General features: G+C 71.1%; 23 protein-coding genes. 18 read left to right on the top strand and 5 right to left on the bottom strand.

All coding sequences use genetic code 11. The annotated features are described in order from the left end of the window. The first annotated feature begins 57 nt into the window (after positions 1–57). A complete protein-coding gene (locus CI089_RS01665) occupies positions 58–1881 on the top strand; it encodes a beta-L-arabinofuranosidase domain-containing protein (RefSeq protein ID WP_094259980.1) in 1824 nt (607 codons plus the stop codon). A 16-nt stretch (positions 1882–1897) separates the two neighbouring features. Here the strand turns inward: CI089_RS01665 and CI089_RS01660 are convergent, their stop codons facing one another. Further along, positions 1898–2914, bottom strand: a complete 1017-nt coding sequence (locus CI089_RS01660) for a LacI family DNA-binding transcriptional regulator (RefSeq protein WP_094259979.1) — start codon at positions 2912–2914, stop codon at positions 1898–1900. 91 nt (positions 2915–3005) lie between these two features. On the opposite strand from CI089_RS01660, the gene CI089_RS01655 reads away from it, so the two are divergent. The 8 genes from CI089_RS01655 to CI089_RS01620 all read left to right on the top strand — a co-directional run bounded on the left by CI089_RS01655 (position 3006) and on the right by CI089_RS01620 (position 10292). Continuing rightward, positions 3006–4190, top strand: coding sequence for a Gfo/Idh/MocA family protein (locus CI089_RS01655; RefSeq protein WP_094259978.1), 1185 nt, complete (start codon positions 3006–3008; stop codon positions 4188–4190). Continuing rightward, complete coding sequence (locus CI089_RS01650; protein ID WP_094259977.1) at positions 4187–4894, top strand: ThuA domain-containing protein; 708 nt, start codon at positions 4187–4189, stop codon at positions 4892–4894. The genes CI089_RS01655 and CI089_RS01650 overlap by 4 nt, the downstream gene beginning before the upstream one ends. Next, on the top strand, positions 4867–5961 hold the full coding sequence (locus CI089_RS01645; RefSeq protein ID WP_094259976.1) for a Gfo/Idh/MocA family protein: 1095 nt from the start codon (positions 4867–4869) through the stop codon (positions 5959–5961). The genes CI089_RS01650 and CI089_RS01645 overlap by 28 nt, the downstream gene beginning before the upstream one ends. Further along, the gene (locus CI089_RS01640) at positions 5958–7475 is read left to right on the top strand and encodes an alpha-N-arabinofuranosidase (RefSeq protein ID WP_094259975.1); all 1518 of its coding nucleotides are present in this window, start codon (positions 5958–5960) and stop codon (positions 7473–7475) included. The genes CI089_RS01645 and CI089_RS01640 overlap by 4 nt, the downstream gene beginning before the upstream one ends. 76 nt (positions 7476–7551) lie before the next feature. Beyond that, positions 7552–8472 (top strand): tRNA pseudouridine(55) synthase TruB, encoded by a 921-nt coding sequence (gene truB / locus CI089_RS01635; RefSeq protein ID WP_094259974.1) that lies wholly within the window; start codon positions 7552–7554, stop codon positions 8470–8472. Continuing rightward, positions 8469–8837 (top strand): hypothetical protein, encoded by a 369-nt coding sequence (locus CI089_RS01630; RefSeq protein ID WP_094259973.1) that lies wholly within the window; start codon positions 8469–8471, stop codon positions 8835–8837. Before truB ends, CI089_RS01630 begins: the two co-directional genes overlap by 4 nt. A gap of 34 nt (positions 8838–8871) precedes the next feature. Next, the gene (locus tag CI089_RS01625; protein ID WP_094259972.1) at positions 8872–9324 is read left to right on the top strand and encodes a hypothetical protein; all 453 of its coding nucleotides are present in this window, start codon (positions 8872–8874) and stop codon (positions 9322–9324) included. Next, a complete protein-coding gene (locus tag CI089_RS01620) occupies positions 9321–10292 on the top strand; it encodes a bifunctional riboflavin kinase/FAD synthetase (RefSeq protein ID WP_064955106.1) in 972 nt (323 codons plus the stop codon). Before CI089_RS01625 ends, CI089_RS01620 begins: the two co-directional genes overlap by 4 nt. A 43-nt stretch (positions 10293–10335) precedes the next feature. Here CI089_RS01620 and deoC read toward each other — a convergent pair whose 3' ends face one another. After that, complete coding sequence (gene deoC, locus CI089_RS01615; protein ID WP_094259971.1) at positions 10336–11052, bottom strand: deoxyribose-phosphate aldolase; 717 nt, start codon at positions 11050–11052, stop codon at positions 10336–10338. 92 nt (positions 11053–11144) lie between these two features. On the opposite strand from deoC, the gene CI089_RS01610 reads away from it, so the two are divergent. The 3 genes from CI089_RS01610 to CI089_RS01600 all read left to right on the top strand — a co-directional run bounded on the left by CI089_RS01610 (position 11145) and on the right by CI089_RS01600 (position 16009). Continuing rightward, on the top strand, positions 11145–11357 hold the full coding sequence (locus tag CI089_RS01610; protein WP_023955083.1) for a heavy-metal-associated domain-containing protein: 213 nt from the start codon (positions 11145–11147) through the stop codon (positions 11355–11357). Then, positions 11357–13624 (top strand): heavy metal translocating P-type ATPase, encoded by a 2268-nt coding sequence (locus CI089_RS01605; protein ID WP_094259970.1) that lies wholly within the window; start codon positions 11357–11359, stop codon positions 13622–13624. The genes CI089_RS01610 and CI089_RS01605 overlap by 1 nt, the downstream gene beginning before the upstream one ends. Positions 13625–13855: 231 nt before the next feature. Beyond that, positions 13856–16009 carry a DEAD/DEAH box helicase gene (locus CI089_RS01600; RefSeq protein ID WP_094259969.1) on the top strand — a complete coding sequence of 718 codons (2154 nt, stop codon included), beginning with the start codon at positions 13856–13858 and terminating at the stop codon, positions 16007–16009. A gap of 10 nt (positions 16010–16019) precedes the next feature. Here CI089_RS01600 and CI089_RS01595 read toward each other — a convergent pair whose 3' ends face one another. After that, positions 16020–16559 (bottom strand): hypothetical protein, encoded by a 540-nt coding sequence (locus CI089_RS01595; RefSeq protein WP_143738844.1) that lies wholly within the window; start codon positions 16557–16559, stop codon positions 16020–16022. 186 nt (positions 16560–16745) lie between these two features. Between CI089_RS01595 and CI089_RS01590 the strand changes: the two genes are divergently transcribed. Then, the gene (locus CI089_RS01590; RefSeq protein ID WP_023955073.1) at positions 16746–17774 is read left to right on the top strand and encodes a 6-phosphofructokinase; all 1029 of its coding nucleotides are present in this window, start codon (positions 16746–16748) and stop codon (positions 17772–17774) included. Between the two features lie 81 nt (positions 17775–17855). Here CI089_RS01590 and CI089_RS01585 read toward each other — a convergent pair whose 3' ends face one another. After that, positions 17856–19247, bottom strand: a complete 1392-nt coding sequence (locus CI089_RS01585; RefSeq protein WP_094259967.1) for a threonine/serine ThrE exporter family protein — start codon at positions 19245–19247, stop codon at positions 17856–17858. 153 nt (positions 19248–19400) lie between these two features. Between CI089_RS01585 and CI089_RS01580 the strand changes: the two genes are divergently transcribed. After that, entirely contained in the window at positions 19401–20687 is a 1287-nt protein-coding gene (locus tag CI089_RS01580) for an aspartate kinase (protein WP_036305893.1), read from the top strand. A 93-nt stretch (positions 20688–20780) separates the two neighbouring features. After that, complete coding sequence (thrC, locus tag CI089_RS01575) at positions 20781–22184, top strand: threonine synthase (protein ID WP_094259966.1); 1404 nt, start codon at positions 20781–20783, stop codon at positions 22182–22184. A 126-nt stretch (positions 22185–22310) separates the two neighbouring features. On the opposite strand, the gene coaBC is transcribed toward thrC, so the two are convergent. Further along, positions 22311–23522, bottom strand: coding sequence for a bifunctional phosphopantothenoylcysteine decarboxylase/phosphopantothenate--cysteine ligase CoaBC (coaBC, locus tag CI089_RS01570; RefSeq protein WP_094259965.1), 1212 nt, complete (start codon positions 23520–23522; stop codon positions 22311–22313). Positions 23523–23592: 70 nt separating this feature from the next. Here coaBC and CI089_RS01565 point away from each other — a divergent pair, with 70 nt between their 5' ends. The 3 genes from CI089_RS01565 (at position 23593) to CI089_RS01555 (ending at position 26992) form a co-directional block, all read left to right on the top strand. Then, the gene (locus CI089_RS01565) at positions 23593–24309 is read left to right on the top strand and encodes an NRDE family protein (RefSeq protein WP_094259964.1); all 717 of its coding nucleotides are present in this window, start codon (positions 23593–23595) and stop codon (positions 24307–24309) included. Between the two features lie 94 nt (positions 24310–24403). Beyond that, positions 24404–25462 carry an aspartate-semialdehyde dehydrogenase gene (locus CI089_RS01560; RefSeq protein ID WP_094259963.1) on the top strand — a complete coding sequence of 353 codons (1059 nt, stop codon included), beginning with the start codon at positions 24404–24406 and terminating at the stop codon, positions 25460–25462. A 21-nt stretch (positions 25463–25483) separates the two neighbouring features. Further along, positions 25484–26992: a malate:quinone oxidoreductase gene (locus CI089_RS01555; RefSeq protein WP_179223197.1), complete on the top strand. Its 1509-nt coding sequence runs from the start codon at positions 25484–25486 to the stop codon at positions 26990–26992. Positions 26993–26994 lie beyond the last annotated feature (2 nt).

The raw sequence follows: 26994 nt of genomic DNA, 5'->3' as shown, positions 1-26994 counted from the left end.
CGCTCGGGCGGTACAGTCAGAGATCGATCTCAGCACATCGAAGGAGATGGCACAACCATGACCTCATCCGCTCTCGCACCCGGTGCGGCCCGGCTGCTCCCGGGAACCTACGATCGCCGGCGGCGCGTCAATCGCGACTACCTTGTATCGCTCGACGAACGCGCTCTCGTGCAGAACCACCGCATCGAGGCGGGGATCGGCGATCAGGGATGGCACCTGAAGCCGTCGGCCACCCCGGGGGTCGAGAGCGGCTGGGGGCGACACTGGGGCTGGGAGACACCGGGCGCGCTTCTGCGGGGCCACTTCGTCGGGCACTGGATGTCGGCCGCCGCCCGCGAAGTCGCCGTCACCGGAGATGCCGTGCTGCGGGGCAAGCTCGCGGTCGTCCTCGACGAGCTCGAGGCGTGCCAGGATGCCGGCGACGGCTGGGTGTTCGGCATTCCGCAGACATTCCTGCGTCGCCTCGCCGAGGGGCGCGAGGTGTGGGCGCCGCAGTACAACATCCACAAGACCCTCATGGGCCTCGTCGACGTGCACCGCGATCTCGGCGACGAGAGAGCCCTGCGCATCGCCCACCGGGCGGCCGGGGTGCTCGCGGAATGGGCGCGGGAATTCGAGCCCGAGCAGTTCCAGACCATCCTCGAGGTGGAGACGGGCGGCATGCTCGAGGTGTGGGCAGATCTCCTCGAGGCCACCGGCGACGACATGTATCGCGAGCTCCTCGACCGGTACGACCACCGGTCGCTCTTCGATGGTCTGCTCGCCGGCGAGGACATGCTGACCAACATGCACGCCAACACGACCATCCCGGAGGTGCTCGGTGCCGCGCGGGCGTTCGAGGTCACGGGCGACGAGCGCTGGCGACGGATCGTCGAGGCGTACTGGGACTGGGCCGTCACGCGACGCGGGACCTTCTGCACGGGCGGACAGACCTCGGGTGAGATCTGGACGCCGCCGTTCGCCTTCGCCGCTCGGCGCGGCACGAAGACGCAGGAGCACTGCGCTGTCTACAACATGATCCGGCTCGCGGACGTGCTGTACCGGTGGACGGGCGACGCGTCGTACCTCGACTACATCGAGGCCAACCTGGTCAACGGCATCCTCGCCCAGCAGCATCCCGGCACCGGGATGGTGACCTACTTCCTGCCCCTGCAGAGTGGAGCGCGCAAGGAATGGGGATCGCCCACCGAAGACTTCTGGTGCTGCCACGGCACGGTGGTGCAGGCGCACACGCGGCACTCGTCGCTCGCGGTCTACGCGGACGACGACGACGTCACGGTCGCGCAGTACATCCCCGTCCGCGCCGACGTGCAGACCGCGGCAGGCCGCCTCGTCGTCGAGGTGCGCACCATCGACGACGCGCTCTACGTCGGTCCGGACGCGAACGCCGGTCCCGGCGGCCCGACGCACCGGCCGCACGCGCTGCGGGTGTCGGTCGTGGTCGAGTCGTCGGCGAGCGTCGGGGGCCGGGTCCGGATGCGCGTGCCGGCCTGGACAGCGGGCGAGGTGCACGTCCGGTCGGACGTCGCCGCGGTGCGGCGCGGGAGGTTCGTGGAGATCGATCACCCCGGCGGGCGTGCCGAGGTCGAGCTGGGCTTCGGATTCGAACTGCGGACGGTGCCGATCCCCGACGAACCCGAGACCGTCGCCTTCGTCGAGGGCGCCGTCGTTCTCGCCGGCCTCGTCGATCGCGAGACGCCGCTCGTCGGCGACATCACCGACCCGGCGACTCTGCTGGCCGCCGACGATGAGAGGCAATGGTCGCAGTGGCTCACGCGATATCGCAGTGTCGGGCGCTCGAGCGGCATCCGCTTCGTACCGTTGAACGAGGTCGTCGACGAGCGCTTCGCGGTCTACTTCCCGGTCGTCGCGCCGTCCTGACCCCCCGCGGTGCCCGTCACCGGAGACGCCCGGTCGAGCCGCGGGCCACGAGAACCGTCGGCAGCTCGACCACCTCGTCGGCGAGCTGGGCGCCGCCCGCCATCTGCGCCAGGAGCGTGACCGCCGCGGCGGCCATCTCGCGGATGGGCTGACGGATCGTGGTGAGCGGCGGATGCAGCCACCGCGCGCCCCGCACATCGTCGTATCCGACGACGAGAACGTGGCGGCCCACCGCGAGCCCGGCCTCGGCGATCGCCCGGTAGGCACCCGCGGCCATCTCGTCGGAGCAGGCGAAGAGTCCGATCGGGCCCTCGCCGCCGAGGTCGTCGAGCGCCGCGGCGCACGCTCGCCGCGCGTCCGCCGCGCCCCAGTCCGCCGTCGTCAGGATGCGGGGTGCCGCCGGGGCCGTGTCGTCGAGCGTCGAGAGGAAGCCCTCGATCCGTGCGCGGCCGTACCGGTAGGACGGAGCCCCGCCGATGACGATGAAGCGCCGCGCGCCCTGCGCGAGCAGGTGCTCGGCCGCCGCCGAGCCGCCCGCGTGATCGGTGTTCCGCACGCTCGGCACGTGCTGGGTGGTCCCCGACGGCGGCTCGAGCAGGACCACGGGGATGCCCGCGCTCTGCACGATCTCCAGCTGCGCGGTCGTGGGCAGGATGAGGCCGAGCACGACCCCCGCCGATCCCCGCGAGCGGATGCGGGCAGGCCAGTCGTCGCCCGGATCGTCGCGCTCGGCGGTGAGGACGAGGTCGTAGCTCAGGCGCGACGCGGCGGTGTGGGCTCCCGCGACGACCTCGTCGGTGTAGGGATCGTGGAAGTGCCCGAGAACCAGGTCGAAGATGCGGGACGTGCCCCCGCGGGGCCGGCCGCGCGGTGTTCCGCCCCGCGCGTACCCGAGCCGCTCGGCCGTCTGCAGCACACGCGTGCGGGTCTCGGGCGATAGCTCGCCCCGCCCGCGGAGCGCCCGTGAGACGGTCGCGACGCTGACCCCGGCCGCCGCGGCGACGTCGGTGAGGCTCGGTCGGGGAGACGGCATGCCCCTATTTTGCGCAAAGCGCGACGTCCGCGTCGAGAGGCTGTGACATCGTGGTCCGCGATCACACGCACCGGTGCGGAGGGAGACGAGGATGTCGGGACGATTGCGCATCGCGATCATCGGAACCGGGTTCATGGGGCGGATGCACGCGCACGCCTGGCGCACCGCTCCGCGCTTCTTCGATCTGCCGCTCGAGCCCGAGGTCGTCGTGCTCGTGGGCAGCGACGCGCAGCGTGCGGCCGACGCCGCGTCGCGGTTCGGCATCGCCGAGTCGAGCGACGACTGGCGCGCCGTCGTCGCACGGGACGACATCGACGCCGTCGACATCTGCACCCCCGGCGACACCCACGCCGAGATCGCGCTCGCCGCCCTCGCCGCCGGCCGTCACGTGCTGTGCGAGAAGCCGCTGGCCAACGACGTCGCCGACGCCGACCGGATGACGGATGCCGCCACCGCTGCGGCATCCCGCGGGGTCGTCGCGATGTGCGGCTTCAGCTACCGCCGCACCCCCGCGCTCGCCCTGGCACGGCGCCTGATCGAGGAGGGGCGCGTCGGCCGCATCCGGCACGTCCGCGCCCAGTACCTGCAGGACTGGCTGACCGACCCGGATGCCCCGTTCACGTGGCGTCTCGATCGCGACCGCGCGGGGTCGGGCGCTCTCGGCGACATCGGAGCGCACAGCATCGATGCGGCCCAGTGGCTCACGGGATCGCGCATCACGAGCGTCTCGGGCACGCTCCGCACCTTCGTCGACGAGCGCCCCGTCCTCGACGAGCGTGTCGGGCTCGGCGGCCGGGCCGGAGCCGGGGCCGCGACCGAGCGGGTCACCGTCGACGATGCCGCGGCGTTCACGGCATCCTTCTCCGACGGCGCTCTCGGCGTCTTCGAGGCGACACGCATGGCCACGGGGCACCGCAACGCCAACCGCATCGAGATCAGCGGCGACCGCGGGGCCGTCGCCTTCGACTTCTCGCACCTCAACGACCTGCTCTTCGCCGACGCGACACTCCCCGCCGGTGAGCAGGGGTTCCGCCGCATCGACGCGACCGAGCCCGAGCACCCCTACGCGGGAGCCTGGTGGCCCGCGGGGCACGGCCTCGGCTACGAGCACCTGTTCACGCATCAGAGCGTCGACTTCGTCCGCGCCGTCGCCGGTGAGATCGACGCGCATCCGTCGTTCGCGGAAGCCGCCGGGGTGCAGCGCGTCCTCGCGGCGGTCGAGGAGAGCGCGGCATCCGACAGCAGAAGCATCCGAGTGGAAGGGGTCAGCTCATGACCGCGAGACAGGCGCTCATCGTCCGAGGCGGCTGGGAGGGGCACAAGCCCGTCGAGGCCACCAATCTCTTCGTCCCGTTCCTCGAGGAGACCGGCTTCGAGGTCCGCATCGAAGAGGACAACGAGGTCTACACCGACCGGGAGACGATGGAGCGCACCGACCTGATCGTGCAGTCGGTGACGATGTCGAAGATCTCGCGCGAGGCGTTCGCCGGCCTCCGCGACGCGGTCGAGCGCGGAACGGGACTGGCGGGGTGGCACGGCGGGATCGCCGACTCGTACCGCGACAACTCCGACTACCTGCAGCTCATCGGCGGGCAGTTCGCGACGCATCCCGCGAAGCACCCCGACGCCCGTGTCGGCGACGAGACCGACAACTACCTCTGTTACACCGTCGACATCACCGAGGCGGGGCGCCGATCGGAGATCATGGCCGGTCTCGAGGACTTCACGCTCCGCACGGAGCAGTACTGGGTGCTCTCCGACGACCTCAACGACGTGCTCGCGACGACGACGCATCCCGTGCAGCCGTACCATCCCTGGCACCGCCCGATCACCTCGCCCGCCGTCTGGACGCGCGAGTGGGGCCAAGGCCGCATCTTCGTCGCGACGCCGGGGCACAGCCTCGTCGTCCTGCGCGACGTCAACGTCCGCACCATCATCGAGAGGGGGATGCTGTGGGCGAGCCGCACGGCATCGGTGTAGTCGGCCTCGGGGTCATCTCGGGCCAGTATCTGGAGACGCTGGGCGACCACCCCGCCGTCCGTATCGCGGCGGCGGCCGACCTCGACGCCGACCGCGCCCGTTCGGTCGCCGACAGGTTCCCGGGTGCCCGGGCTTTGTCGGTCGCCGACCTCGTCGCCGACCCGGCGGTGCAGACCGTGGTCAACCTGACGATCCCCGCCGCTCACGGCGAGGTCGCGCGCGCGGCGCTCGCCGCGGGCAAGAACGTCTACGGCGAGAAGCCGCTGGCGGCGACCTTCGACGAAGCGCTCGGGGTCATGGCGGGCGCAGGCGACGCGTGGGTCGGCGGGGCGCCCGACACCGTGCTGGGATCCGGTGTGCAGACCGCGCGAGCGGTCGTGGACGCCGGGGAGATCGGCCGACCGGTCGCAGCGGTCGCGACGTGGCTGTCGTCGGGCCACGAGGCCTGGCATCCGCATCCCGACTTCTACTATCGCGAAGGCGGCGGACCGCTCTACGACATGGGTCCGTATTACCTGACGGCGCTCTTCCACCTGCTGGGACCCGTCGTGCACGTGTCGGGCGCGTCATCGCGGTCCCGCGACGAGCGCACGATCGGCTCCGGCCCGCGCGCGGGGGAGCGCATCCCCGTCGAGATCGACACGCACGTCACGGGGGTGCTCGAGCACGCCGGCGGTGCGCTGTCGACGGTGACCTTCAGCTTCGACGCCGCCGCGACCCACGCCGCACCGATCGAGGTGCACGGCGAGAGCGCGTCGCTGACGCTGCCCGACCCGAACTTCTTCGACGGCGACGTGACCATGCGCCGGCCGCGCGCAGCGGAGTGGACGGCGATTGCACCGCGCGCCGGCTACCGAGGCGCGGGCCGCGGGATCGGCGTCCTCGACGTCGTGCGCGGCGGCGCCGGCGCGGGGCGCGCGAGCGGGGAGGTCGCTCTGCACGTTCTGGAGATCATGAGCGCCCTCACCCGGTCGGCGCGAGAGGGCCGCCGCATCACGCTGACCACGACCGCGGAGCGTCCTCCGCTGGTCCCGCTCACCGAGCACGAGCACTGGAGAACCACATGACCTCGTCCGCACGTGCGGTCATCGACCTCGATGTCGTCGGCGATCGCATCAACCGCCACATCTACGGGCACTTCGCCGAGCATCTCGGACGCTGCATCTACGACGGCTTCTGGGTCGGCGAGGACTCGACGATCCCCAACATCCGCGGCATCCGCACCGATATCGTCGAGGCCCTCCGCGCGCTCGACATCCCGAACCTGCGCTGGCCCGGCGGATGCTTCGCCGACACGTACCACTGGCGCGACGGCATCGGTCCGCGTGAGCAACGGCCGAAGATCGCCAACACCAACTGGGGCGACGTCGTCGAGAGCAACCACTTCGGAACCCACGAGTTCATGGATCTGTGCGACCTGCTCGGCACCGAGGCGTATGTCAACGGGAACGTCGGCAGCGGCACGGTGCAGGAGATGTCGGAATGGGTCGAGTACCTCACGCGCGACGATGACAGCCCGATGGCGCGCCTGCGCCGTGAGAACGGTCGCGACGAGCCCTGGCGCGTGCCGTTCTGGGGGATCGGCAACGAGCCCTGGGGATGCGGCGGCAACCTGTCTCCCGAGTTCTACGCGGAAGAGGCTCGGCGCTACGCGACCTACTGCCACGACCACGGCGAGAATCGGCTGACGCTCATCGCTGCCGGCGCCAACGAGGACGACTTCGAGTGGACGCGGGTGCTCGTGAAGACGCTCGTCGAATCGCACGCCGCGAACCTGTACGACAAGCATCCGTACCAGGCGATCTCGTTCCACTACTACACGCACACCGGATCGGGCATCAATCGCGAGGACGCGACGACGTTCACCGACGAGCAGTTCTACGACACGATGGCCTACGCGCGCGACTTCGAGCGGGTCGTCCGCGGACACGTCGCGGTCATGGACTCGTACGACCCGGAGAACCGGGTGAGCCTCGTCTGCGACGAGTGGGGCACGTGGTGGAACGCCGAGAAGGGGACGAACCCGGGGTTCCTGTTCCAGCAGAACACGATCCGCGACGCGCTCGTCGCCGGCATCCACTTCGACATCTTCCACCGCTACGCGCGGCGCATCTCGATGGCCAACATCGCCCAGACCGTCAACGTCCTGCAGGCGATGGTGCTCACCGACGGCGAGAAGCTCGTCCTCACCCCGACCTACCACGTGTTCGAGATGAACAAGGGCCACCAGGACGCCCGTGCGCTCGCCGCCCACGTGCTCGACGCGCCCGTGACGACGGCGCGCGGGGGAGAGCTGCCGCTGGTGTCGATGTCGGCCTCGACGAAGGACGACTCGGCGCTCATCTCGCTCACCCACCTCGCGACGGACGACGAGTGCGAGGTGCGCATCGATCTCCGCGGACGCGGCGCCCGCGTCGTGCGTGCGCGGGTGCTGGGGGCGGACAGCGCGACGACCTACAACGACGCCGAGGTGCCCGACCGGGTCGAGCCGCGGCGCCTCGCGACCGCCCTCGAGGGCGGCGAGCTCGTCGTGACGATGCCGCCGCACTCGTTCGCGACCGTCGAGCTGGCGCTGGACTGACCGCGGGCGACCGGCGCCCCGGGTCGGGGCGGCGCCGCGGGCGGGGCCGCCGGGGCGCCACCGTAGGCTGGGAGGCATGCCCGAAACCGCGCCCCGCGGCATCCTGCTCGTCGACAAGGCGGGCGGAATGACCAGTCATGACGTCGTCGCCCGTGCCCGTCGAGCCCTCGGCACCCGCAAGATCGGTCACGCCGGCACGCTGGATCCGATGGCGACGGGGCTGCTCGTCCTCGGCGTCGGGCCGGCAACCCGCCTGCTGACCTACATCGTCGGGCTCGACAAGACCTACGAGGCGACGATCCGCCTCGGCGTCTCGACCGATTCCGACGACGCCGACGGCACCGTGACGCAGCGCGCGACGGTCGAGGCGCTCGCCGCAGTCGACCGCGCCGGCATCGATCGCGGCATCGCGGCGCTCACCGGCGAGATCGACCAGGTGCCGAGCCGGGTGTCGGCGATCAAGGTCGGCGGCAAGCGGGCGTACGACCTGGCACGGGCGGGCGAAGAGGTCGAGCTGAAGGCGCGTCGTGTCACCGTCTCGCGATTCGAGGTGCGGGACGTGCGCGAGATCGCGCTCGAGGATGTCGAGGGTGGCTTCCGCGTGGTCGACGTCGACGTCGTCGTCGACTGCACGAGCGGTACGTACATCCGGGCGCTGGCCCGCGATCTCGGTGCCGACCTCGGCGTCGGGGGACACCTCACGGCCCTGCGCCGCACCCGCATCGGACCTTTCGAGGTCTCGGATGCCGAAACCGAGATCACCCCCGAGACGGCACTGCTGCGCGACGCGGATGTCGCGGCCGCGGTGCTCGGCGCCTTCGAGGTGACCGCCGACGAGGCGCGCGACCTGCGCCACGGCAAGCGTCTCGTCGGAGCGGCGGCGCGCCTGTCGGCACCGCATCCGGCGGCGATCGATCCCGACGGGCGACTCGTCGGCATCGTCGAGCGTCGCGGTGACGACGTCAAGAGCCTCATGAACATGGCGGAGGACGCATGATCACGGTATTCACCATCGTGCAGGTGGCGGTGGCGGTCGCCGCGGGCCTGCTCTGCATCGTCCTCGGCCTCGCGAACCGCCGCCCGAGCGACCTCTCGGTCGGGTCGCTCGCCCTCGTCGAGGTGCTCCTGATCGCGCAGATCGTCGTCGCGATCGTCGCTCCGCTCGCGGGGAACGCCCCGTCGGGCAGTGTCCTGGAGTTCTGGGTGTATCTCGTCTCCGCCGTGCTGCTGCCGCCCGCGGCCGTGTTCTGGGCGCTCGTCGAACGCAGTCGCTGGAGCACCGTCATCCTCGGGGTGGCCGCACTGTCGGTCGCGATCATGGTGTGGCGGATGCAGGTCATCTGGACCGTTCAGGTCGTCTGAAGCCACCCGTCCGCCGCCTATCATTGGTGAGGTCATGGATCATCCCCGCCCTCGAATGACCGGCATCGGCCGCGTCCTCGTGGTCGTGTACGCCGTCATGGCGCTGGCTGCGACGGGACGCTCGTTCGTGCAGATCGTCGAGGACTTCTCGAACGCACCGCTCGCGTACTCGCTCTCGGCGGCCGCGGCGCTGGTGTACGTGCTGGCGACCGTCGCCCTGGTGAAGTCGGGCTCGCGCACCTGGTACGCGATCGCGTGGGTCGCGATCTGCTTCGAGCTGGCGGGGGTCCTCGTCGTCGGCACGCTCAGCCTCGTGCTGCCCGACCTGTTCTCGCACGACGCCACCGTCTGGTCGGGCTACGGTTTCGGTTACTTCTGGGTTCCGCTCGCCCTGCCGTTCGTGGGGATCTGGTGGCTCGTGTCGCACCGCAACGGTGCCGCGGAGAGCGGCGAACGCCCGGCCGTCCTGGAGGGATCGTCATGGTGACCGTGTACCGAGACCCCGCGGAGGTCCCCGCTGACTTCGGCCCGAGCGTCGTGGCCATCGGCAAGTTCGACGGCGTGCACTCCGGGCACCGCGCGGTCATCGACCGGGCCCGGGTGGATGCCGCCGCCCGCGGCGCGCGCGTCGTGGCGGTCACCTTCGACCGCAACCCGCTGAGCCTGCTGCGTCCGGAGCTGTGCCCCGAGCCGCTCGTCGCTCTGGACCAGAAGATCGGACTCCTCGCGGCGGCCGGGGTGGATGCCGTCCTCGTGCTGCGGTTCGACGCCGAGCTCGCGGCGCTCTCGGCGCGTGACTTCGTCGAGAGCATCCTCGTCCGCGCGCTCGGTGCCGTCGGGGTCCTCGTCGGCGACGACTTCCGCTTCGGCCGAGGAGGGGAGGGCGATCCCGAGGTGCTGGCCGCACTCGGACGCGAGCACGGTTTCGACGTCGATGTCGTCACGGACGTCCGCGCCCGCGACGCCGGCCGGCGGGTCTCGTCGACGTGGGTGCGCGATCTGCTCGCGGCCGGCGATGTCGCCGGTGCCGCTCGCCTGCTCGGCCGGCCCCACGCCGTCGAGGCCGAGGTCGTGCACGGACTCAAGCGCGGACGCGAGCTCGGATACCCGACCGCGAACCTCGCGACCGATGCTGCGGGGTTCATCCCGGCCGACGGCGTGTACGCCGGCTGGCTCATCGATCTGGGGATGCCCGGTGCCGACGGGATGCTGCCGGCGAGCGTCATCCGGTATCCGGCGGCGATCTCGGTGGGCACCAACCCCACGTTCGACGACGTGCCGCAGCGACAGGTCGAGGCGTACGTGCTCGACGAGACCGATCTCGATCTCTACGGTCACCGCGTCGAGGTCCGTTTCACCGCCCGCATCCGCGGGATGGTCGCCTTCGCGGGCATTCCGGCGCTCATCGAGCAGATGGACGACGACGTCGTCCGGGTGCGCGAGGCCCTCGCCTGAGGGCCAGCGCCTCGCGCGCGGGTGCGGGCCGTGGCCCGCGCGGTCAGTACGACGACTCGTCGACGGCGCCGGTGGCCTCGCCGCCGGCCTCGAGCCGGCGCGCTTCGCCGAGGATCGTCGCGCTGCCGCTCGTGCCGAGGCGCGTGGCGCCCGCGTCGAGCATGGCGACGGCGTCGGCGTAGCTCCGCACGCCTCCGGAGGCCTTGACCTGAACGGACTCGCCGACGTTCTCGCGCATCAGGCGGACGTGGGGCACGGTCGCGCCGCCGCCGGCGAACCCGGTCGAGGTCTTGACGAAGTCGGCGCCGCCGGCCTCGGTCAGGCGGCTGCCGCGGGCGATCTGCTCGTCGTCGAGGAGGCTGGTCTCGAGGATGACCTTGACGATCTTGCCCTCGGCCGCCTCGACCACGGCACGGATGTCGTCGACGACGACGTCATCGAAGCCCGAACGCAGCGCGGCGATGTTGACGACCATGTCGAACTCGGAAGCGCCGTCGGCGGCAGCCTGCCGGACCTCGGCGACCTTCGCCGCCGTGGACGTCGTGCCGTGCGGGAAGCCGATGACCGTACCGACCGCGACACCGGTGCCCTCCAGGCGCGAGACGGCATGCCGGATGTCGGAAGGGCGCACGCACACCGAGAAGACCCGCCACTCGGCGGCGATGTCGAGCTCGGCGTCGACCTGCTCGCGGGTCAGCTCGGGCTTGAGGATGGCGTGGTCGAGGGTCGCGGCGAGCTCGCGCTCGGAGATCGTGGACATGGTTTCAGCGTACGCCGTCCGGATGTCGCGGCATCGACGGGAATACCCCAGGGGGGTATCCTGTTGACGTCCCTGAACGAAGAAGGAGCATCATGACGACTCAGACCTACACCGTCGAAGGCATGACCTGCGGGCACTGCGCCGCCGCCGTGACTCGCGAGCTCGGGCTCGTGCCGGGCGTCTCCGACGTCGCCGTCGACGTCGACGCCGGCACCGTCGCCGTCACGGCTGTGCAGCCGCCCGACGACGACGTCGTCTCGGCCGCCGTGGCCGAGGCCGGTTACACCGTCACCGGACGCCGCTGATGAGCGCGGACACCGCCGGGCGGGAGAGCAGCCACGCCGTCCTCGACATCGAGGGGATGACGTGCGCGAGCTGTGTCGCCCGGGTCGAGAAGCGGCTGCAGCGCCTGGACGGTGTCCACGCGACGGTCAACCTCGCGACCGAATCCGCGCGCGTCGAGCATCCCGCCGCCGTCTCGGTCGACGACCTCGTCGAGGCCGTCGGCCAGGCGGGGTACACCGCTCGGGTCCGCCCCTCTTCGGTGCAGCATCCGGCGGAGCATCATGACGATCCGGGGCATCAGCACGACGTCGAGGACGTGCCGGGCCGGACGACCCTGCGCACCCGGCTGATCTGGGGCATCGTGCTCGCGGCGCCCGTCGTGGTGCTCGGGATGGTGCCGGCATGGCAGTTCCCCGGATGGCAGTGGGTGTCGCTCGTCCTCACCGCGCCGGTCGTGTTCTGGGCGGGCTGGCCCTTCCACCGCGCGACGTTCGCGAACGCCCGCCACGGCGCGCTGACGATGGACACCCTCGTCACGCTCGGCACCTTCGCAGCCTTCGCGTGGAGCCTGTGGGCGGTGCTGTTCGGCTCTGCCGGGCGCATCGGCATCCGTCACGACGTCGTGCTGTTCGGCCCCGTGCACGACCCGACGTCGCTCGTCTACTTCGAGGTCGCCGCGGCCGTCACCGTGCTCATTCTGCTCGGCCGCTACATCGAGCAGCGCTCGCGCCGGCGCGCAGGGGCCGCCCTGCGCGCCCTGCTCGAGCTCGGAGCCACCGATGTCGAGCTTCCGGACGGTCGCCGCGTCGGCATCGAGTCGCTCCGCGTGGGGGACGAGTTCGTGGTGCGCCCCGGCGAGAAGGTCGCGACCGACGGCGTCGTCGTCGACGGCGCGGCCGCGGTCGACGAGAGCATGCTCACGGGTGAGTCCGTGCCCGTCGATGTCGGGCCCGGCTCCGAGGTGACCGGCGGGACGATCGCCTCGGGCGGACGCCTGCGCGTGCGTGCCACGTCGGTCGGCGACGAGACCCGTCTCGCGCACCTGGCGCGTCTGGTCGACGAGGCCCAGTCGGGCAAGAGCCGCGTGCAGCGCCTCGCCGACCGCGTCTCGGCCGTGTTCGTCCCCGTCGTCATCGTCGTGGCCGTGCTGACCCTGGTCGGCTGGATCATCGCCGGTGCGCCCGTGGCCTCGGGCTTCACGGCCGCCGTCGCGGTGCTCATCATCGCCTGCCCCTGCGCGCTCGGGCTCGCGACGCCCATCGCCGTTCTCGTCGGCACCGGTCGCGGTGCCGAGCTCGGGATCCTCATCACCGGTCCCGAGGCCCTCGAAGCGGCCGAGCGCATCGATGTCGTGCTCATGGACAAGACCGGCACCCTCACCGAGGGCCGGATGTCGGTGGCCTCGGTCGTCACCGCGGCCGGGATCGACCGCGACGAGGCGTTGCGGGCGGCCGGCGCCGTCGAGTCGGCCTCCGAGCACCCGATCGCTCGCGCGATCGTGGCAGCAGCGGGCGCCGTCCCTCCGGTGACGGGGTTCACGGGGGTTGCCGGCGGCGGCGTCAGCGGGTCCGTCGAGGGACGCGAGGTCACCGCGGGGAGCGTGGCCTTCGTCGCCCAGCGCCTGGGTGCGCTGAGCGCCGAGCTCGATGCGGCGGCGCACGCGGCCGCGGCATCCGGAGCGTCCGTCGTCGCCGTCGGCTGGGACGGCGCCGCCCGAGCGGTCATCGCGGTCGCCGACCGAGTCCGCCACGACGCCCGCGAAGCCGTCGCACGGCTGCACCGCACCGGGGCCTCGGTGGTCCTGGTCACCGGAGACAACGCCGGCGCCGCCGCAGCGGTCGCCCGCGAGCTCGGCATCGACGAGGTCGTCGCCGATGTGCGCCCGGAGGGCAAGCTCGACGAGGTGCGACGCCGCCAGGCCGCGGGGGAGCGCGTCGCGATGGTCGGCGACGGCGTCAACGATGCGGCCGCCCTCGCCGCTGCCGACCTCGGCATCGCGATGGGCGGTGGCACGGATGCCGCAAAGCACGCCAGCGACATCACGCTGACCGCGGGCAGCCCCCGGGCCGTGGCCGAGGCGATCGAACTCAGCCGTCGTACCCTCGGCATCATCCGCGGCAACCTGTTCTGGGCGTTCGCGTACAACGTCGCCGCCGTTCCGCTCGCCGTCGCCGGACTGCTGAACCCGATGGTCGCCGCGGCCGCCATGGCGTTCTCGAGCGTCTTCGTCGTGCTCAACAGCCTGCGGCTGCGATCGGCGCTGCGACCCGCGCGCCGGAGCGCGTAGCCGACACGGCTCACCGGCGCGCCCCGCGCCCACCTCGCGGGGCGCGCCGGTCGTGGCATAGAATGGTCGCCGGGGACATCGTCGGGTTCGACGCCGCAGCTCGCTGAAGCGAGTGCCCGCGGCCGGCCGGCGCGATTCGCCCTTCGCTCGCATGACGCTTCGGCGTCCGTTCGAGCGGCACCCGTACGTTTCCGTCACGACGGAACTCCGGCACTCAGGCTCAGGAGGAGCATGCCGACCATGGCCACCGCCGCAGCGACCGCCAACCGCCGACGGAAGTCTTCGTCCGCCCGACGCGACGACGACGCCCCGCTGATCCCGATCCTCGCCCGCAAGGTGCGCGAGGTCGAGGCGAAGGCGCAGCGCGGCAAGCTCGGACCGACCAACCGCGTGAAGTTCCAGGTCATCGCCTTCCTGGTGCGCGAAGAGCGCGCGCGGGTGAAGGCCGACGAGAACGTCTCCGCCGCCGCTCGCGCCGAGCTGCTCAAGCGGCTCGACGGAGTCGCCACCATCCTCGCCAAGACCGCCGCGCGAGACACCTCTCTCATCCAGCTGCTCGAGGTCGACCAGGCGACGTCGCCGGTCGCCAAGCGGATGCGTCGCGACTGGCTGCTCGAGTCGGGTGCCGAGCTGCCCGAGGACGAGCTGATCATCACCGACGTCGTCCCGGTGCAGGCCCCCGTCGTGCCTCCGGCGCTCGCCGACCGGCAGGTCACGCCGCCGCAGGTCATCGCTCGCCGCGAGGCGAACCCGTTCCTCGCGCCCGATCTCGAGCTGCACGCCCCGCACGACACCCCGCGTCGTCGACTCGACGGCTGGGAGCTGATGGGGCCGCTCTACAAGGCGTTCGAGTCCGGCGCCGGCGGGACGGCTGCCTCGATGGACCTGCCTCCCGTGCCCGAGTTCGACCGCCTGTCGCCCAAGGGCCTCGAGATCATGCCGCACCAGTCGCGGTTCCTCGAGTCGGTGCGAGCCGGTCACCGTTCGTTCCTGCTCGCCGATGAGCCGGGCCTCGGAAAGACGGCGCAGTCCGTGCTCGCGGCATCCGTCGCCGGCGCCTATCCGCTGCTGGCGGTGGTGCCGAACGTCGTCAAGATGAACTGGGCTCGCGAGGTCGAGCGCTGGACGCCCCAGCGCCGCGCGACCGTGATCTCGGGCGACGGCGACCAGATCGACGCGTTCGCGGACGTCTTCATCGTCAACTACGAGGTGCTCGACCGTCACCTCTCGTGGCTCGGGTCGATCGGCCTGCGCGGCATGGTCGTCGACGAGGCGCACTTCATCAAGAACCTCAGCTCGCAGCGTTCGCAGAACGTGCTCGCCCTCGCGGGCCGCATCCGCGAGCAGGTGCGCGACCCGCTCATGCTCGCGCTGACGGGAACGCCGCTGATCAACGACGTCGAGGACTTCGACGCGATCTGGCGGTTCCTCGGCTGGACCAACGGCGAGAAGCCGGGGCCGGCGCTCATGGAGCGTCTGGACGAGACCGGCCTCACGCCCGCCGACAAGGCCTTCTATCCCGCCGCGCGCGACGCCGTCATCTCGATGGGCATCGTGCGCCGGAAGAAGAAGGACGTCGCCGCCGATCTTCCCGACAAGCTCATCGCCGACCTGCCCGTGCAGCTCGACGACGAGTACGGCCGGTCGATCCGCCAGGCCGAGCACGAGCTCGGCGAGCGTCTGGCCGCCCGGTACCGCCGCATCATCGAGGCGCGCGGCGACCGCGTGCTCGTCGGCGAGGCCGACTCCGACATCGTGCGCCTCGTCGCGACGCAGGAGCTCGAGGAGTCGAAGGCCGCCGGCGCCGGCGCCGAGAACGTCTTCACGATGGTCCGCCGCATCGGCCAGGCCAAAGCCGTGCTCGCCGCCGACTACGCGGCCCAGCTGCAGCGCTCGGTCGGCAAGGTCGTGTTCTTCGCCAAGCACATCGACGTCATGGATGCCGCGGAGGCCCACTTCGCGGCCGCCGGGCTGCGGACCGTGTCGCTGCGCGGCGACCAGAGCTCGACCGCCCGCCAAGACGCCATCGACGCCTTCAACAACGACCCGGATGTCGCCATCGCGGTGTGCTCGCTGACGGCCGCCGGTGTCGGCGTGAACATGCAGGCCGCCTCCAACGTCGTCCTCGCCGAGCTGTCGTGGACCGCGGCCGAGCAGACGCAGGCGATCGACCGCGTGCACCGCATCGGTCAGGAGGAGCCCGTCACCGCCTGGCGGATCATCGCCGCCCACACGATCGACACGAAGATCGCCGAGCTCATCGACTCGAAGCAGGGGCTCGCCGCCCGTGCCCTCGACGGAGAGGCGGTGGATCCGACCTCGAGCGACTCGGTGCAGCTGTCGGCCCTCATGCACCTGCTCCGCCAGGCGCTCGGCGCCGACTGAGCAGCGTCCGTCAGGGCGCCGCGGGGTAGGTCTTCGCGACCAACAAGAACTCGTCCGACGGGCGGATGAAGCGGTAGTCGAAGGTCGAACCGTCGACGAAAGCGAAGCGGACCACGACGGCGCCGCCCTGAGCGCGCTTGCCGGTGTCCGCGATCGACGCGACATCCGCCCGTGCGACGCTCTGCACGAGCTCCGCCGGCGGGTGCGTCCCCGTCATGCCGAAATCCCACCACGTGACGCGGTGCTCGCCCAGGACGAGGATGCGGAGGTCGGCGTCGCGCGACAGACCCGCGGCGATCGAGTCCGCGTCGCCCGAGACATGACGGGCTCCCGCGATCGTGTTCTGCGCCGCCGAGAGGACGGCGTTGCCGATGACACCCTCGACGGACATCACGCCCGCCGTGCCGCCGCGGGTGTAGGCGGCGGGGAAGCACCGGGTGTGTGCGAGGACGACGTCGGACGCGTCGTCGGTGGCCGCCGCGATCTCGGCGACGTAGTCGGGTTCGGCGCCTCCGAAGGCTGCGGTGAGGCGGTCGATGATTCTGCGCATCATCCGATCGTGTCGCAGCCGCCGCTTCCGTGCCAAGCTCGTTCGAGCAGCCTGCCGGATGCGCCCGCCCGGGAACGGGCGACTTCTCCCGGTGGGCTCGCCTGGCAGCACCCGCGCCGCGACGATAGTCTCGACCTGAGGCAGCGTCGCCACACTCCACCCTGAGCAACAACGAAGGATCTCCCCATGAAGATCGGCATCCTCACCAGCGGCGGCGACTGCCCCGGACTCAACGCTGTCATCCGAGGCGTCGTGCTCAAGGGCACCACCTCGTACAACATCGAGTTCGTCGGCATCCGCGACGGCTGGCGCGGCGTCGTGGACGGCGACTTCTTCCCCCTCACGCGCCACGAGGTGAAGGGCCTGTCGAAGGTCGGCGGAACCATCCTGGGGACGAGCCGCACCAACCCGTACGAAGGCCCTCGTGGCGGCGCCGAGAACATCGCGGCGACCCTCGACAAGCACCGCATCGACGGCATCATCGCCATCGGCGGCGAAGGCACGCTCGCGGCGGCCAACCGCCTCGCGAACGACGGCATCAACGTGCTCGGTGTGCCCAAGACGATCGACAACGACCTGAAGGCGACCGACTACTCGTTCGGCTTCGACACCGCCGTCAACATCGCGACCGACGCGATGGACCGCCTGCGCACGACCGGCGACTCGCACCAGCGCTGCATGGTGGCCGAGGTCATGGGCCGTCACGTCGGCTGGATCGCCCTGCACGCCGGCATCGCCGCCGGCGCCCACGTCATCTGCATCCCCGAGGTGCCGATGTCGATCGAGGAGATCACGGCGCAGGTGACCAAGGCGTTCGACCGCGGCCGCGCCCCGCTCGTGGTGGTGTCGGAGGGCTTCAAGCTGAAGGGTCAGGACGAGGCCTACAGCGACAAGGGCCTCGACGCGTTCAACCGCCCCCGCCTCGGTGGCATCAGCGAGGTGCTCGCCCCCGAGATCGAGCGCCTGACCGGCATCGAGACGCGCGCCACCGTGCTCGGTCACATCCAGCGCGGCGGCTCGCCGTCCGCGTTCGACCGTGTGCTGGCGACCCGCCTCGGGCTCGCGGCGGCCGATGCCCTCGTCGATGGCGCATGGGGCCAGATGGTCTCGCTCAAGGGCACCGACATCGTCCGCGTCTCGTTCGACGAGGCCCTCGGCGAGCTCAACACGGTTCCGCTGTACCGCTACGAGGAGGCCGCCGCGCTGTTCGGCTGATCTCCGCGTCGCTTCGTCTCGGCCGCGTCGGCGGCAGGTTCCCCGCCTGCTCGCGACGCGGCCGTTTCGCTTCTCTCGGTTTCAGCGCACCCGGGCGCGAGCACGGATGACCGACCCCAGCGATGCGCGCAGCGGCTGGCCCAGGTAGATGCCGAGCGACGCGCCCACAGCCAGGGCGATGCCGACGGTCGCGGCTGCCGCGAGCGTGCTGAATCCGGTGAGCAGGGTCGCCGGGCTGTCGCCCGACTCGACCACACCGAGGAGGCCGCGGAACACCGCGGCGCCGGGGACCATGGGCAGGATCGCCGCCGTGGTGATCGCGACAGAGGGCACGTGCAGACGATAGGCGGCGAGGATGCCGACGAGGCTGCCGACGAACGCCCCGACGCCGCTCGCCGCCGCCGTCTCGAAGCCGAGCGAGGCCGCGGCCACATACCCGAGCCACGCGACGACGCTGAGCGCGACGCTGACGACGATGATGCGGAGCCCGGCCCCGTTGATGACGGCGACCGCGAGGGCGATCAGACCCGCGCCGAGGAACTGCAGCGGCACGGGTCCGAGCGGCAACGCCTCCGTCGGGGCCTCCAGTCCCAGCCCGATGACCCGGGCGGTCTCGATGCCGGCGAGGATGCCGAGCACGACGCCGAGGGTCTGGGTCACCAACTCGAGGATGCGGCCCATGGCCGTCAGAGCGAATCCGTCGATGGCGTCCTGCGCCGCGCCCACGACCGTGAGCCCCGCGAGCATCAGGACGATTCCGGACGCGACGATGACGGAGGGCCGCATGGTCATCGCGGCCTCCCACCCCGTCGCGCGCAGGAGCGGGGAGGCCGCCGCGACGATCGTGAGCACGAACGCCCCGGCGATCTGACTGAAGAAGAACGGCACGCGTGCCCGGCCCAGCAGGAACTGCGTGACCGCCGCGGACCCGGCGGCGAGGAACGACAGCACGATGACGAGCCAGTTCGCGCCGAACATCACCGCTACTCCGACCGCCAGCAGCGCCTGCGCCGAGACGGCGACGGGCTGGTGGTACCGGAACGGTGTGCGACGGATGCCGCGGAAGCGCAGGGCCGCGGCATCCAGGGGGAGCCCCGACCGGATCTCGGTCACGAGCGCTTGCAACCGCTGCAGACGCGCATGGTCGGGCGCCGCGCCGCGGACCACGCGCATCAGGGTGATGGGCCGGTCCTCACCGCTGCGATGGTGCGCGACGGTGATCGAGTTGTAGGTCACGTCGACGTGCACGGGGTCGAGTCCGTACACACCCGCGACCCGCACGATCGTCAGCGTCACTTCGCTGGCGGGCGAGCCCGCCACGAGCATCGTCTCGCCGAGCCTGATCGCCAGATCGAGCACCCGCACGGCGAAGGCGTCGTCGATCACCGGGAGCATCTCGGTCGCCGGGCCGCCGGCCGGATCGGCGGTGTGGACGAGCGCGTTCAGCGCCGTGAAGAGCGAGCGGCGTCCCATGCCTCCCAGCCTAGGTCCGTGCGCCCGGAGGCTCGCCCGCGGGCGGTCGTCACATGGCGCTGCGCGCATGGGACGCTCCGTAAGATGGTCCGGTGGGCGCGGCATCCGGGCGCCCGTAGCAATCGCGCCGGCACCGGCATCCGGGAGTCCCACATGGCATTGATCGTGCAGAAGTACGGCGGGTCGTCCGTCGCCGACGCGGAGAGCATCAAGCGGGTCGCGAAGCGCATCGTCGACACCCGTCGCGCCGGTCACGACGTCGTCGTCGCGGTGAGCGCGATGGGCGACACGACCGACGAGCTGCTCGATCTCGCGAACGAGGTCGCCCCGATCCCGGCTCCCCGTGAGCTCGACATGCTCCTCAGCTCGGGGGAGCGCATCTCTATGGCGCTCCTGGCGATGGCCATCCACTCGATGGGCTTCGAAGCGCGGTCGTTCACCGGCAGCCAGGCGGGCATGATCACGGACGCCACGCACGGCGCGGCGCGCATCGTCGACGTGACCCCGGTGCGCCTGCGCGAGGCCCTCGACGAGGGAGCGATCGTCATCGTCGCGGGGTTCCAGGGGTTCAACCGCGACACCCGCGACATCACGACGCTCGGTCGCGGCGGCTCCGACACGACCGCCGTGGCGCTCGCCGCGGCGCTCTCGGCCGACGTCTGCGAGATCTACAGCGACGTCGACGGCATCTACACCGCCGACCCGCGCGTCGTGCCCAAGGCCCGCAAGCTCGGCGTCGTCTCGGCGGAGGAGATGCTCGAGCTCGCCGCGAACGGCGCCAAGGTCCTCTACATCCGTGCGGTGGAGTACGCCCGCCGTCACGGCGTCATGATCAACGCCCGGTCGACGTTCAGCTCGGGAACCGGCACGTTCGTGCTCGGTCCCGGGATGACGCTGCCCGAAGGCCGAAAGGAAGAAGAGATGGAAGAGCCGATCGTCGCGGGCGTCGCCACCGACCTCAGCCAGGCCAAGATCACCGTCATCGGCGTCCCCGACGTCCCGGGCAAGGCCGCCGAGATCTTCAAGATCGTGGCGAAGTCGGGTGCGAACGTCGACATGATCGTCCAGAACGTCTCGGCTGCCGCGACGGGACGCACCGACATCTCGTTCACGCTGCCCAAGACGGATGCGACGCTCGCGCTCCGCGCCCTCGCGGGGGAGCAGAACGAGGTCGGCTTCGAGAGCCTCGTGCACGACGACCAGATCGGCAAGCTGTCGGTCGTGGGAGCGGGCATGCGCACGCACTCGGGTGTCTCGGCGACGCTCTTCGAAGCGCTGTCGAACGCCGGCGTCAACCTCGAGATGATCTCGACCTCCGAGATCCGCATCTCCGTGGTGGTCCGCGGCGACGAGCTGGCCGAGGCCGCGCGCGTCGTGCACACCGCTTACGGGCTCGACGGCGACACCGAGGCCGTCGTCTACGCCGGCACCGGCCGCTGACACCTCCGGACGTCGGCACCCCGCCGTCGCCGGGCAGGCGCGGCACCTGCGAGAATCGAAAGCCGTCCCCGACCCCGTCACGGAGGAGCCCGCGTGCTGTACATCTCGACCCGAGGCGGCGCTGAGCCGCTGCCGTACTGCGACGCGCTCCTCGAGGGACTGGCGACCGACGGCGGCCTCGCCGTGCCGCAGGAGATGCCCGCCGTCTCGTCCGAGACTCTCGAGCGCTGGCGTGCGCTGACCTACCCGCAGCTGGCCACCGAGGTGCTCGCGCTCTTCGCGACCGACATCGAGCGCGACGATCTCGCCCGGATGACCGAGGCCGCGTACGCGCCGTTCCCCGACGCCGTCGTGCCGCTGCGTCCGATCGGCGGCGGGATGACGCTCGTCGGGCTCTCCGAGGGTCCGACGCTGGCCTTCAAGGACCTCGCGATGCAGTTCCTCGGCCAGGTCGTCGAGCATGCGCTCGAGCGCACCGGTTCGGTGCTCAACGTGCTCGGCGCGACGTCGGGCGACACCGGCTCGGCGGCGGAGTACGCGCTGCGAGGCAAGGAGCGCATCGCGGTCTTCATGCTCTCGCCGCAGGGGCGCATGAGCCCGTTCCAGCGCGCGCAGATGTTCTCGCTCGACGAGCCCAACATCCACAACATCGCCGTCGCGGGCGTCTTCGACGACTGCCAGAACCTCGTCAAGGAGCTGGCCGGCGACCTCGAGGTGAAGCGCGAGCTGCACCTCGGCGCCGTCAACTCGATCAACCTCGCCCGTATCACCGCGCAGGTCGTGTACTACTTCTGGGCGTGGCTGCGAGCCACCGATGCCGACGGCCACGCCGAGGTCTCGATCACGGTGCCGTCGGGCAACTTCGGCAACATCCTCTCCGGGTTCTACGCCCGCGAGATGGGACTGCCGATCCGCCGACTCGTGCTGGCGGCGAACGAGAACAACGTTCTCGACGAGTTCTTCCGCACGGGGATCTACCGCCCGCGCTCCGCGGCGCAGACGCTGCAGACCTCGAGCCCGTCGATGGACATCTCCAAGGCGTCGAACCTCGAGCGCTTCATCTTCGAGCTGGTCGGTCGCGACCCCCAGCGCGTCGTCGCGGCCTGGCGCGAGCTCGAGACGCAGGGCTTCGCCGACTTCTCCGCCGACCTCGCGCGCTTCACGGCCGAGTTCGGCATCGTCAGCGGGACCTCGACCCACGACGACCGCCTCGCCACCATCCGCGAGGTCTACGAGGGGACGGGCGAGGTCATCGACCCGCACACCGCGGACGGCGTCACGGTGGCCCGCGAGTACGTCGAGTCCGGCGAGATCATGCTCGTGCTCGAGACGGCGAAGCCCGAGAAGTTCGCCGAGACGATCCGCGAGGCCATCGGCGTCGAGCTGACGTACTCCGACGAGCTGCAGGCCATGCTCGACGCGCCCCAGCACGTCGTCGACCTGCCCGACGACGCCGACGCGCTCACGGCCTTCATCCGGGAGCGCGCCCTCCGCTGACAGCCACGGATGCCGATACATCCGTCGGACCGGTGGGGCTGGTGACGTCTGGCCGGCCCGGCGAGTGCTCATGAGCACCACGCGTCCGGCGGATGTATCGCGCTCGTGCGCGCCCGGGGGAGCCGGTCAGCGCCCGGCGCGGGTGGCGACGATCGCGTCCCAGACCACACGCGCGACGGCGCTCTTCGCGCCCGCGGCCTCGGCGACGACCGTCCCGCCCTCGCCGATCACAGCGACGGCGTTCTCGCCCGCACCGAAACCGGCGTCCCACCCGACCTCGTTCACGACGAGGAGGTCGACGCCCTTGCGCTCGCGCTTGCGCCGAGCGCGCTCGAGCAGGTCGTCGTCGGCGGTCTCGGCGGCGAACCCGACGACGGTCTGACCGTCGCGGCGAGCGGCGGCGAGCCTCGCGAGGATGTCGTCGTTCGGCACGAGCTCGATCGTCTCGAGCGGACCGTCCTCCTTCCGCAGCTTGTGATGCGACACCCGTGCGGCGCGGTAGTCGGCGACGGCCGCGACCATGATGACGACCTCGGCCGCGGCGGCGGCATCCGACATCGCCTCGCCCAGTTCAGCCGCCGTCTCGACATGCCGGATCGTGATGCGCGGGTGCGCGGCGGCGGCGTCGAGGACGCCGGCGTCGACGGACGCCGCGACGAGCATCACCGAGGCGCCGCGCCGCGCCGCCTCGAGGGCGATCTCCGCCCCTTGGCGACCGCTCGACCGGTTGCCGAGGAAGCGCACGGGGTCGAGCGGTTCTCGCGTTCCGCCGGTCGAGACCGCGACGTGCAGGCCGTCGAGGTCGGCCGGTGCCGGAGACACGAGCGCGAGGGCCGCGGCGACGATGTCCTCCGGCTCGGACATGCGGCCCGGGCCGCTGTCGCCGCCGGTCAACGGGCCGTCCGCGGGCCCGACGATCAGCACACCGCGCTCGCGGAGCGTTGCGACGTTGGCGGCGGTCGCCGGGTGACGCCACATCTCGGTGTGCATCGCCGGGGCGATCACGACGGGCGCCGTCGTGGCGAGGAGTGTGGTGCCGAGCAGATCGGATGCCAGTCCCGCCGTCATCGACGCGATCGTGTTGGCCGTCGCGGGCGCGACGATCACGAGGTCGGCGCTCTGCCCCAGGGCCACGTGCCGCACACGGGCCACGTCGTCGTGCACCGAGGTCGTGACGGGATTGCGGCTGATCGCCTCCCACGTCGTCAGGCCGATGAAGCGCAGCGAGTCCTCGGTCGGGATGACGTGGACCTCGTGCCCCTGCTGCACGAGCAGCCGTACGAGATGGACGCTCTTGTAGGCGGCGATGCCTCCGGTGACCCCGACTACGATGAACATGCCCCCGATCCTCCCACGGCCCCGGGCGGGTGCGCGGAGCGACCGTCGGGTGCCGAGAGCGAGTGATCCCATGTGCACCGTCGTCATCCAGGTGCCCGCCGATCCGAGACGGCCGGTTCGGCTGCTGGCCGTCCGCGACGAGGATCCGTCGCGTGCATGGGATCCGGTCGGTCCGTGGTGGCCCGACGCGTATCCCGGCGTCATCGGCGTGCGCGACCGTCGTGCGGGCGGCGCTTGGCTCGCCGCCGACCCCGCCGCCCGCCGGCTCGCGGTCATCCTCAATCGCGCCGACGTGCTGCCCGACGACGCGCCGGCCCTCTCGCGCGGCGGCATCGTCCTCGACGCTGTCGCCGGACACCCTCCGGTGGGAGCCCCGCCCACCCACGGCTTCAACCTCGTCGACGTCTCGGCCGCGGGGGTCCGCGTGTCGATGTGGGATGCCGCGACCCTGCGCACGGTCGACCTGGAGCCCGGAACCCACATGATCGCCCACGACGACGTCGACGATCCGCGCACGGCCCGCATCCGTCGCTGGCTCGCCGCGTTCGCCGCGGCGGCGCCCGAGCTCGACCGCGCGGACGGCCTGCAGCCCTGGCTCGACGTGCTCCAGGACACCGCGGCCACCCCCGCGACCGATGACGCGGCCATCATCCGCGACAACCGTCCGTACGGCGTCCCGACCCTGTCTCTGCTCGTCTGCACGGCATCGGTCGGCGCGGACGGGGTCGACGTCGCGTACGGCGAGCTGGCCGTGCCGGGGGAGTGGAACCGCCCCGAGATGGCGTGATTCCTGTGGTCATCGGCTGTCACGTGCGTCGGGGCGGCATCGCCGCGCCGATAGAATCGCGGAAACCCGATCCCGCTTCACGCAAGGAACAGCTATGACCCGCATCTCCGATTCCGGACTCTCCGTCGCCGTCGTCGGCGCCACCGGCCAGGTCGGAAAGGTGATGCGCGAGATCCTCGTCGAGCGGAACTTCCCGATCCGCGAGCTGCGCCTGTTCGCGACCGCGCGGTCCGCGGGAACCTCGATCGAGTTCGCCGGTCACGACGTCATCGTCGAGGATGTCGCCACGGCCGATCCCGCCGGCATCGACATCGCCCTCTTCTCGGCCGGTGCGACCGGATCGCGCGCGCACGCCCCGCGCTTCGCGGAGGCTGGTGCCGTCGTCATCGACAACTCCAGCGCCTGGCGCATGGACCCCGAGGTCCCGCTCGTCGTGAGCGAGGTCAACCCCCACGCGACCGTGAACCCGCCCAAGGGCATCATCGCGAACCCGAACTGCACCACGATGGCCGCGATGCCGGTGCTGAAGGTGCTCGACACCGAGGCCGGTCTCGAGCGCCTCATCGTCTCGACGTACCAGGCGGTCTCGGGCTCGGGTCTTGCGGGGGCGGAGGAGCTCCTCGGTCAAGTGGAGAGGGTCCTCGCTCAGGGGCACACGCTCGATCTCGTGCACGACGGCTCGGCGGTCGACTTCCCGCAGCCCGAGAAGTACATCGCCCCGATCGCGTTCGATGTCATCCCGTTCGCCGGCAACCTCGTGGACGACGGTGACAACGAGACCGACGAAGAGAAGAAGCTCCGCAACGAGAGCCGCAAGATCCTCGAGCTGCCCGACCTGCGGGTGGCCGGGACCTGCGTGCGCGTTCCGGTCTTCACGGGCCACTCGCTGTCGATCCACGCTGAGTTCGCGCGGGACATCACACCCGAGCGGGCGCGCGAGGTCCTCGCCGCGGCGCCCGGCGTCGTGCTCGAGGAGGTGCCGACGCCCCTGCAGGCCGCCGGCAACGACCCGAGCTACGTCGGCCGCATCCGCGCCGACCAGTCCGCGCCCGAGGGCAAGGGGCTCGTCCTGTTCATCAGCAACGACAACCTGCGCAAGGGCGCCGCGCTGAACGCCGTGCAGATCGCGGAGATCGTCGCCGAGCGCCTCTGACCTGACCACGGCGGCGGCGGGATGCCGCGCGCCGCCACCGGGATAGACTGGTGCATCGTGAGTGAAAAGGTCGACGTCGTCCTGATCGGCGGGGGCATCATGAGTGCCACGCTCGGTGTGCTGCTGAAGCAGCTCCAGCCCGATTGGAAGATCGAGGTGCACGAGCGCCTGTCGGATCTGGCGCAGGAGAGCTCGAACCCGTGGAACAACGCGGGCACGGGCCACGCTGCGCTCTGCGAGCTGAACTACACGCCCGAGGCGCCGGACGGGTCGGTCGACCCCGGCAAGGCGATCACGATCAACGAGCAGTTCCAGCAGAGCCGTCAGCTGTGGGCCTCACTCATCGAGCGCGGCATCCTGGACGAGCCCTCGACGTTCATCAACGCGACGCCTCACATGACCTTCGTCCGCGGTGAGAAGGACGTGGCCTTCCTCAAGCGCCGCTACGAGGCCCTCAAGGACCAGCCCCTCTTCGCGGGCATCGAGTACTCCGAGGACTCGCGTGTCATCAATCAGTGGGCGCCGCTGCTGATGCAGGAGCGCCGCAAGGGCGAGCCGTTCGCCGCGACGCGCGTTCCCGCGGGCACGGATGTCGACTTCGGATCGCTCACCCGCCAGCTGTTCTCGCACCTGCAGGAGCAGGGCGTCGAGGTCATCACCGACCGTGAGGTGCGCACCCTGCGCCGCCAGAAGGACGGCTCGTGGCGGGTGTTCTGGCGCAATCGCCTCGGCAAGACCCCCGGCCACACCGACGCGCGCTTCGTCTTCGTCGGCGCGGGCGGCTGGGCGCTGAAGCTGCTGCAGAAGTCGGGCATCCCCGAGATCAAGGGGTACGGCGTCTTCCCGATCGGCGGGCAGTTCCTCAAGACCACCAACCCCGCCGTCGTGTCGCAGCACAAGGCCAAGGTGTACTCGCAGGCCTCCGTCGGCGCCCCGCCGATGTCGGTTCCCCACCTCGACACGCGTGTGGTCGACGGCGAGGCGTCGCTGCTGTTCGGTCCGTTCGCGACCTTCAGCCCGAAGTTCCTCAAGAACGGGCGCATCACCGACATCGTCACCCAGGTGCGTCCGCACAACCTGCTGCCGATGCTGAAGGTCGCGGTCGACAACCCGAGCCTGATCTCCTACCTGGTCGGCGAGCTGCTGAAGAACCACCGCAAGAAGGTGGAGTCGCTCCGTGTCTTCATGCCGACCGCGAAGGACGAGGACTGGGAGCTGATCCAGGCCGGCCAGCGTGCTCAGGTCATGAAGAAGGACCCGAAGAAGGGCGGCGTGCTGCAGTTCGGCACCGAGGTCGTGACCTCCGCGGACGGGTCGATCGCCGGTCTGCTGGGTGCATCGCCGGGCGCTTCGACGGCGGCATCCATCATGCTCGGGCTGCTCAAGACGTGCTTCCCCGACCGCATCGCGGGCTGGGAGCCCGAGCTGAAGAAGCTCATCCCGAGCTACGGTCAGCCGCTCAACCCGCGGGCCGACGCCGCTCGCGCGTCGATCGAGGCGACCGCCGAAGCGCTCGCGATCAATCCCTGACG

Origin of the sequence: Microbacterium sp. Yaish 1 (assembly GCF_002245215.1) — a bacterium.
GTDB lineage: Bacteria > Actinomycetota > Actinomycetes > Actinomycetales > Microbacteriaceae > Microbacterium.
Note: the sequence above shows the minus strand (reverse complement) of the source record. Positions and strands in the feature narration are given on the sequence as shown.